This window comes from Streptomyces rimosus subsp. rimosus, assembly GCF_000720725.1.
GTDB classification, from domain to species: domain Bacteria; phylum Actinomycetota; class Actinomycetes; order Streptomycetales; family Streptomycetaceae; genus Streptomyces; species Streptomyces rimosus_A.
In genome coordinates, this window is sequence record NZ_JOCQ01000180.1 from 1 (window position 1) to 8,118 (window position 8,118).

The window sequence follows — 8,118 nt, forward strand, 5'->3', positions numbered from 1 at the left end:
CGACATCGCCATCACCCCACACAAAACGTCGGTCTCCACGACCACAACCGGATCGTGGAGACCGACGTCACGCGAGGGCCGAATAAACCAACAGCATCCACCGGAAGGGATGGCCCACCCTGCGTACGTCCGTACGCGGCTGCCGACGAGCCGTGGGCAGCCGCGCAGGATGTGTCAGCGCAGCGCGGCGATCATGTCTTCGGCCAGCCTGGCGCTGGAGGCGGGGTTCTGGCCGGTGAAGAGGTTGCCGTCGGTGATGTTGTGCTGCTGGTACGCCGCCCCGCCGGTGTGGTCCGCGCCCAGCTCCCGCAGACGGGAGGCAAGCAGCCACGGAGCCCCCTCGGCGGTGCCGAACAGCTGCTCCTCCTCATCGGTGAACGCCGTCATCCTGCGGCCTGCGAAGAGCCAGTTGCCGGCCTCGTCCTTGGCACTGAGCAGCGCGGCCGGGCCGTGGCAGACCGCACCGATGAGTTTTCCGTCCTTGTCCGCCTCGGCCAGCAGACGGCCCAGGTCGGCGTCCTGGAAGAGGTCGACGACCGGGCCGTGGCCGCCGGGCAGCACCACCGCGACGTAGTCATCGATGGCGACCTCGCCGAGCTTCAGCAGCGGGCCGAACTCCTCCAGCGCCTTCCGGGCGTGTGCCACGTAGCGGCCGCATTCCTCCCCCGCGACCGTGGGGTCGGCGCTGTGCTCGTCCAGCGGCTGCAGCACCCCACCCGGAGAAGCGAAGTCGACCGTGTAACCGGCCTCCACGAACTTCTCGTGCGGAGCGGCCAGTTCCTCCGCCCAGTAGCCCGTCGGGTACTGCGATCCGTCGGCCCGTTCCCAGACGTTGGCGGCCGACATGACGATGAGAACCTTGCCCTTGCTCATGAACGAATTCCTTTTCCGTGCGGAGACATCCGGAGCAGGCGGCAACTTGCTCCGGGAAATTCAGTGGCCAGGCATGACGCAATGGCGACCGGGTGCAAAGGAGCGCCGGCCGTGGCCGTGAGCCCGCTCATCGGCCACCCACCCGAGGAAGGCCATGACGATGACCGCCCCTTCGTGCCGTGCGCATGCCGCTATCCGTCCTCTGTCACCGACCCGGAGGACGTACATCCAGCATTGCCTGCCACCAGCCCCCGCAGACGCCCTTGGCAGGCCCTGCGCAACAGCGGACCCGGCAGACTAGGACTCGCAGACCCACGCGGGAAACACCCACACCCGCAATACTGCGTGGCATGGGCAACAACAACCGTGAGCTGGGAAACTTTCTGCGCAAGGCGCGCAGTCAAGTGGACCCCGAGCAGGCCGGCCTACCGCCGGACAGCCGCGCGCGGCGTGTTCCGGGCCTGCGCCGTGAAGAGGTCGCCCGCCTGGCGGGTGTGTCGACCGACTACTACGCCCGGCTCGAACAAGGACGGCCGATCGCCCCGTCGCGCGGTGTCGTGGACGCGCTCTGCCGCGCCCTGGGCCTCGACGAGGCGGGACGCACCTACCTTCACACCCTCGTCGGGGTGACGGCCGCGCCGTCACGGCGTCAAAGCCGAAGCGTGCCAAGGCTCCGGCCCGGTCTTCGCCGACTCATCGACGCATTCGACGGCGAACCGGTCCTGGTTCTCGGCCGCCGCAGTGACGTCCTGGCGGCCACCCGGATGGCCAAGGCCCTGTTCACCGACTTCGACCAGATGCCCGTCCGACACCGCAACTACGCGCGCTGGATGTTCCTCAGCGAGGAACCCCGGTCCTTGTTCGTCGACTGGGAGGACCAAGCGCGGGCCGCCGTGGAAAGCCTGCGCCTTGAGGCGGGGCGGGACGCGGATGACCAGGCCACGAATGATCTCATCGCAGAGCTGCGCGAAAAGAGCACGGAATTCGGCCACTGGTGGGACAAGCACCGGGTCCACCAGCGCACCCACGGTTCCAAACGCCTCCACCACGCCCTGGTAGGTGAACTGACAGTGGAGTACGAGACGCTGACCCTGCCGGGAGACCCCGACACCACCCTCTTCGTCTACACCGCGGAACCCGGTTCGTCGTCCAGACAAGCACTCGACCTCCTGGCCATGTGGTCCCTCACCGGCACCGGAACACCCCGGACCGGCACAGCCCAAGAGCGCGATTGACACGGGTTTTCGTTCTGTATCCGGCGGCCTCGTCCCACGTGAGTCCGGCGTCGGCGTAAGTGATGCACAGCCTTGCTGGTCCGCGCCCCCACGCAGGTCGTCGCCGACTCCTTCGACCAGGACGCCTCCGGGGACTTTGAGCCTCTGCGGGACTGGATCACGCCGGTCACGTGCTCGCCGCGGTGGCGGCCTGCTCGTCGTGTCCGCGGAGCATCCGCATGACGGCACCTCCAGGCCTCTCAACCGGGAGTCATCATGCGTGGCCTACCGGCCTTCACGCACCGATCACCGGACAGGGTGCTTCGTGATTCGCCCTGCCCCACCGGGGCCCTCCCGTGCACGTGGCCTGAAACGGCGTGAAGCACCCCGCGCCATAGGGTGAGTCGAACAGGCAGGCTCGTTGAGCCTGTTGCGAAGGAAGGGGCCTTGAAGTCGATGGAGCCGATGGAGCCGAGCGATCTCGTATGGCAGGACGCGGTCGGCCTCGCGAGTCTGGTCTCAGCGGGCACGGTGAGCGCCGTCGAGGTGGTGGCCGCCCATCTCGACCGGATCGAGGCGGTCGCAGACCGCGTGAACGCCTTCGTGACCGTGCTCGGCGAGCAGGCTCTGCACGCCGCGGCGCGGCCGGTCGGCGGCCCGCTCAGCGGAGTCCCCTTCACGGTCAAGGACTCCTTCGACACCGCAGGGGCCCCCACCACCTGGGGGTCGAGGCTCTTCGCCGACCGGGTGCCCGATACCGACGCTACCCCGGTGGCCCGCCTTCGGCAGGCCGGCGGCATTCTGCTGGCCAAGACGAACCTGCCGGAGATGTCCTACTGGACCGAGACGGACAACCGCCTGACCGGCAGGTCCCTGAACCCCTACGATCCGCGGCGCACTCCTGGGGGCTCCAGCGGCGGTGAGTCGGCGGCCATCGCGAGCGGGCTCTCACCGCTCGGTATCGGGAGCGACGTCGCCATCTCCGTGCGCGGGCCCGCCGCCGACACAGGGATCGCGTCGATCAAACCCACCCACGGCAGGGTGCCGATGACCGGCCACTTTCCCGCCGTGCCGCGCCGCTGGTGGCACGCCGGCCCGATGGCTCGCAGCGTGCGCGACCTGCGCCTGGCACTCTCCCTCATGGAAGGGCCCGACGGCAGCGACCCCTACGCCGTGGCGCTGCCCGCCGCAGACCGCACCCGCGGCAGGGGCCGGCTGCGCATCGGCTGGACCGCCGCAGCGTTCGGCGCGGTCGATCAACAGGTCGCCGCCACGGTGGCCGCGGCGGCCACGGCGCTGACCGAGTTCGGGCACGACGTCCGGGAGAGCGAGCTTCCATGGCTCGCCGAGCGGGACTGCACCCTGCTGTCGGCGACGCTGTTTCCCACAGAGATACAGCCCGCCCTGCGCGCCGTCACCTCTGGCCGTGAGACGGAGGTGCACCCGGTCATCGCGGCCACGCTGGAGTCCGCCGAGGTTCCGCTGGCCGACTATGTCGCCGCCGAGCACGAGGTGGAGCAACTGCGCACACGATTTGCCGCATGGTTCGCCGACCACGACGTCCTGCTGTGCCCCGTAACGCCCTTTCCCGCGCCGCCTCATGGCCGCAGCCGCCTCGACGTGGACGGTGTCTCCCTGCCGGCACGCGCGGTGATGCGCGCGACCGTACCGTTCAACCTGACGGGCCTGCCCGCCGTCGCGCTCCCCTTCGGTGCCACGGACGACGGCCTGCCTCTCGGCGTCCAGCTGGTCAGCCGATGGTGGGCCGACGCCCTCCTCCTCGACCTCGCGGAGCGCCTGGAGGGGGTCAGCCCCGTCCGCGGTCGCCGACCCGCCTTCTGAGAGGGCGTCTCGTCCCGGCGTTTCATCCCGGCCCCGACGATTGCTGCAGTTTGCCGGATCTCGCCAGGAGACGCTGGTCCCGCTGGTCTCGCTGGTCGTAGACCGCGGCGTAGGCCAGCGGGCGGTCGTGCAGGCGGGCCAGAAGCTGACGAAGATGTGATCGGAGTCGGAGTCGGAGGCGCCGTACATGCCGTGGTCGATGCGCGGCATCAGCGCAAGGGCACAGTCATCGTCCGCCGGAAGCGGAGGAGCGCCCTCGGATTCCGTCCAGTAGGTACATGGTGCGGCGGTCGTAGTCGGCCTGGGGAGGCCGCTTGCCGTGCTTGAGGGCGAGGGCGTTGTCGACGACGAGTGCGTGAAGGTCGCCCGCCGTGAACTCCGGCCGCAGCGCACCGGAGGCTCGTGCCGCTGCGACGAACTCCTCGTTGGCCTCGCTTCCGACCCGGCAGATCTCCATGAGCTGCTGCGAATGCGGATATGTCTGCAGCAGGACGTCGTTGAAGGCGGGCTGGCGGTACTGGAGGTCGCGTATCGCGGTGAGGTAGTACGTGATCCGCTCGCCGGCGTCGTCAATGGTCCGAGTGTGGTCGATGACGGCGAACAGCTCACTCGCCACGACCTCTTCGATGACGGCTTCGATGAGGCCGATCCGCCCGCCGAACCGGTTGAAGACCGTGGCCTTGCTCACCCCTGCCGCCTTGGCGACCTCCTCCAGTGGCACCGTCAGGCCCTGCCCCTGGAAGGCGCCGATCGCGGCAGACCGGATCTGTTCGGAATTGCGCCGGGCGTCGGCGCGCAGCCCGGATCGCGAAGGCGCCGCACCGGCCATGACCCTCACCGTCTCTTCCTGTTGCCCGTCGCCATAATTTGACTCGCCGGGTCAGTTTACCTACGGTCGTGACCAGAAGAGAAACTGACCTGCTTGGTCAACTTATGCTTCGCCCGCCGCCAAGGCGGGCACCGCGGGGGCTCGGGAAGGGCAAGAACATGATCGTTGTCACCGGCGCCACCGGTGGGCTGGGCGGCGCCACCGTCGAGCACCTCCTCAAGCGCATCCCCGCCGACCGGATCGGTGTCAGTGTCCGCGACACCGCCAAGGCGCAGCACTTCGCCGACCGCGGTGTACGCGTGCGGCAGGGTTCCTACGAGGACCCGGCCGCGCTGCGTGACTCATTCGCCGGTGCCGAGCAGGTCCTTCTGGTGTCCGGCAACGACCCGGCCGCCGACATGGTCAGCCTGCACCGCAATGCCATCGAAGCCGCGGTCGCGGCCGGCGCCCGGCGGGTCCTCTACACGAGCCAGCAGGGCGCCCTCCCCGGCAACCCGTACCGGCCGTCGGACATCCACATCGCCACCGAGGCGATCCTCGGCGACTCCGGAGTGGCCTGGACCGCACTGCGCAACGGCGCCTACGGCCCGCTCGATCAGGTTCTCGGCCCGTGGCAGCGGACCGGCGTGATCGCCCAGCCGGAAGACGGCCCCGTACCGTATACCGACCGTGCCGACATAGCCGAGGCCATTGCGGTCATTCTCGCCGGTGACCGCTCCTTCGACGGCCCCGTCACCCTCACCGCGCCGACCGCCCTCACCTTCGACGATTTCGCCAAGGTCGCCTCTGACCTCACCGGTAGCACTGTCAAGCGCATCGTCCTGGACGACGAACAGTGGGTCGCTGATCAGATCGCGATCGGTGTGCCGGAGCAGCTGGCCCGGCTCATGCTCACCTGGTATCAAGCTGCCCGCGCGGGCCACTTCGCCGAAGCCGGCCCTCTGCTGGCCGAACTCCTCGGCCGCGAGCCCCGCACCGCCGCCGACCGGCTCGCAGCCCACGTCGCCGCCTGAAGCTGAGCTCATTTCGAGAAGTCCCAGAGGGCTCCCACCGCTGACGCCTGGACGAGAACGAAGCGCTGGTGTTCGTCGAGTGCAAGCGCGGCACGGATGCGGGCGTGATCAACCAGGGCTGTTCTCCCTGGCGTGGCTGATGGGCGGCATGGCTGATGGACCACCGCGCCGAGTTCGGGCGCCTGGTCCGCGAGCGCCTTGGGGCGGCAGCCGCGTTCCGGGTGCGGTGGAGCGCGCCGCGGCTGATCTGTGTGGTGGGCAGTCGGCGGATGCGCCTCCTTCGGCCCGGGGCCGATCTCATAGGGGCGCCCGGTCGCCCCCGGGCAACGGGCCGGAGACGTTCCGGGCCGTCGGCGACCAAGGCCGACTGGGAACGGAATGGGAGTTGACCAAGGAAATCGCCCGCGCGGAGCTGCGGGGATCTGTCGGTTCCTGCGTGTTGGTGCGTGCAGGGACCGGTAGTTCCAGGGGCCCGGAGCCGCTCCCTCAGCCCGCCGTTTCTCCCGCGTGCGGGCTCAGGACGCCCGCGCTGACCAGGGCGAACAGGGCGATGCCCAGCAGGATGCGGTAGATGACGAAGGGCATGAAGCTCTTCGTGGTGATGAACTTCATGAACCACGCGATCACGGCATACCCCACGACGAAAGCGATGACGGTGGCGAAGATCGTCGGGCCCCAGGAGACATGGCTCGCGGTGGCGTCGCTGCCGAAGGCGTCCTTGAGTTCGTAGACGCCGGAGGCCAGGACGGCGGGGATGGCGAGGAGGAAGGAGTAGCGGGCCGCGGCCTCGCGGGTGTAGCCCATCAGGAGGCCGCCGCTGATCGTGGCGCCGGAGCGGGAGACGCCGGGGATCAGGGCCATGGCCTGGCAGACGCCGTAGATCAGGCCGTCCTTGACGTTCAGGTCGGTGAGGGTCTTGCGCTGCTTGACGGCGCGGTGGCGGCCGCCGGACTCGTCGCGGGCGGCCAGGCGGTCCGCGAAGCCCAGGACCACACCCATGACGATCAGGGTGGTCGCGATCAGCCGCAGGTCACGGAAGGGCCCCTCGATGGCGTCCTTGAGGGTGACGCCCAGTACCCCGATCGGGATCGAGCCGACGATGACCAGCCAGCCCATCTGAGCGTCGTGGTCGTGCCGCAGCTCGCGGTTGAAGAGGGAGCGCGCCCAGGTCCCGACGATCCGCGCGATGTCCTTGCGGAAGTAGATCAGCACGGCGGCCTCGGTGCCGATCTGCGTGATCGCGGTGAAGGCCGCGCCGGGGTCCTGCCAGCCCGCGAATGCCGCGGTCAGCCGCAGGTGCGCGCTGGAGGAGATGGGCAGGAACTCGGTCAACCCTTGGACCAGGCCGAGGATGAAGGATTCAAACCAGTGCATCGGAGCTTCGCTATCCAAAGGTGATCAAGCGCTTACCCGGCGGGGGCGCGGGTCAGGCGGCACGAGGACGGAAGGGAACGGGACGGGAGTGGGTGCGGGTGGTCGGCGGGATCCGCGACCGGCTGTGGGGCAGCGTAGCGCCCGAAGGTGTCCGAGGGGTCAAAGGGCTCTTTCCGGGCGCCCGCCGGTCAACGCCCTCGGATTGACGCGCGTTTGCGCCAGGCCACGGCCACCGCGGCCAGGCCGGAGACCACGATGAAGGCAGTGGAGATCAGGAAGGCGGGCGAGGTGGGCGACGAGGCGCGGGCGCCGGCGATGACGTACGCGGCGGTGTTGGGCACGCTGCCCAGCAAGGTGGCCAGCAGGAACGCGCCCCACCCCATGCGGGAGACCGCGGCACAGTAGTTGGTCGCGCAGAACGGCAGGCCGGGGAAGAGGCGGATCGCCATCATCGAGCGGAAGCCGTGCTCGCTCAGCTGCCGGTCGGCGGCGGTCAGCCAGCGGGCCCGCAGCAGGGGCCGCAGGGCGTCCTGCCCCAGCAGGCGGCCGAGCCCGAACGCGAGGCCCGCGCCGAGGACCGTACCGGCCAGCGCGGAGAGGAAGCCGGACAGGCTGCCGAAGATCGCGCCGGCGGCGAGGTTCAGGACCGGGCGGGGGACGAAGGCGGTGGTGCACACCCCGTAGGCGAGTCCGAAGATCACCACGGCGCCGCCGCCGGCCCACGCCGGCGGCCAACCATGGGCGAGCAGCCGCTGCGGCTGCCAGACGATCATCGCGACGGCGGCGCCGGCGAGCAGTACGAGGAGTACGGCGAGCCGGGCCCAGGGGGAGAAGAGCACACGCGTGCAGCGCGCGGCGAGGCCGTCGGGCGTTGCGGCGGGTTCGAGCATCCCGGGAGCGTAACCGACAAGCGTGGCGTGGAGGTGTATTCACGGTCGCTCGGGGGTGAACCGGGAGGTGGGTGGGGGAGGAG

7 protein-coding genes are annotated in these 8,118 nt (G+C 69.7%); 3 read left to right on the plus strand and 4 right to left on the minus strand.

Features of this window, described 5'->3' with window-relative positions:
- Positions 1 to 174 precede the first annotated feature (174 nt).
- Positions 175 to 873: a type 1 glutamine amidotransferase domain-containing protein gene (locus tag IH45_RS0141675; RefSeq protein WP_030682000.1), complete on the minus strand. Its 699-nt coding sequence runs from the start codon at positions 871 to 873 to the stop codon at positions 175 to 177.
- Between the two features lie 350 nt (positions 874 to 1,223).
- On the opposite strand from IH45_RS0141675, the gene IH45_RS0141680 reads away from it, so the two are divergent.
- Entirely contained in the window at positions 1,224 to 2,108 is an 885-nt protein-coding gene (locus IH45_RS0141680) for a helix-turn-helix transcriptional regulator (protein ID WP_030682003.1), read from the plus strand.
- A 435-nt stretch (positions 2,109 to 2,543) separates the two neighbouring features.
- A complete protein-coding gene (locus IH45_RS0141685) occupies positions 2,544 to 3,929 on the plus strand; it encodes an amidase (protein ID WP_234440888.1) in 1,386 nt (461 codons plus the stop codon).
- A 226-nt stretch (positions 3,930 to 4,155) separates the two neighbouring features.
- On the opposite strand, the gene IH45_RS0141695 is transcribed toward IH45_RS0141685, so the two are convergent.
- A complete protein-coding gene (locus IH45_RS0141695; RefSeq protein WP_030682009.1) occupies positions 4,156 to 4,758 on the minus strand; it encodes a TetR/AcrR family transcriptional regulator in 603 nt (200 codons plus the stop codon).
- Between the two features lie 158 nt (positions 4,759 to 4,916).
- Between IH45_RS0141695 and IH45_RS0141700 the strand changes: the two genes are divergently transcribed.
- Positions 4,917 to 5,771, plus strand: a complete 855-nt coding sequence (locus IH45_RS0141700) for an NAD(P)H-binding protein (RefSeq protein ID WP_030682011.1) — start codon at positions 4,917 to 4,919, stop codon at positions 5,769 to 5,771.
- A 486-nt stretch (positions 5,772 to 6,257) separates the two neighbouring features.
- Here IH45_RS0141700 and IH45_RS0141705 read toward each other — a convergent pair whose 3' ends face one another.
- Complete coding sequence (locus IH45_RS0141705) at positions 6,258 to 7,145, minus strand: undecaprenyl-diphosphate phosphatase (protein ID WP_030682014.1); 888 nt, start codon at positions 7,143 to 7,145, stop codon at positions 6,258 to 6,260.
- A 188-nt stretch (positions 7,146 to 7,333) separates the two neighbouring features.
- Positions 7,334 to 8,035 carry a TVP38/TMEM64 family protein gene (locus tag IH45_RS0141710; protein WP_030682017.1) on the minus strand — a complete coding sequence of 234 codons (702 nt, stop codon included), beginning with the start codon at positions 8,033 to 8,035 and terminating at the stop codon, positions 7,334 to 7,336.
- Positions 8,036 to 8,118 lie beyond the last annotated feature (83 nt).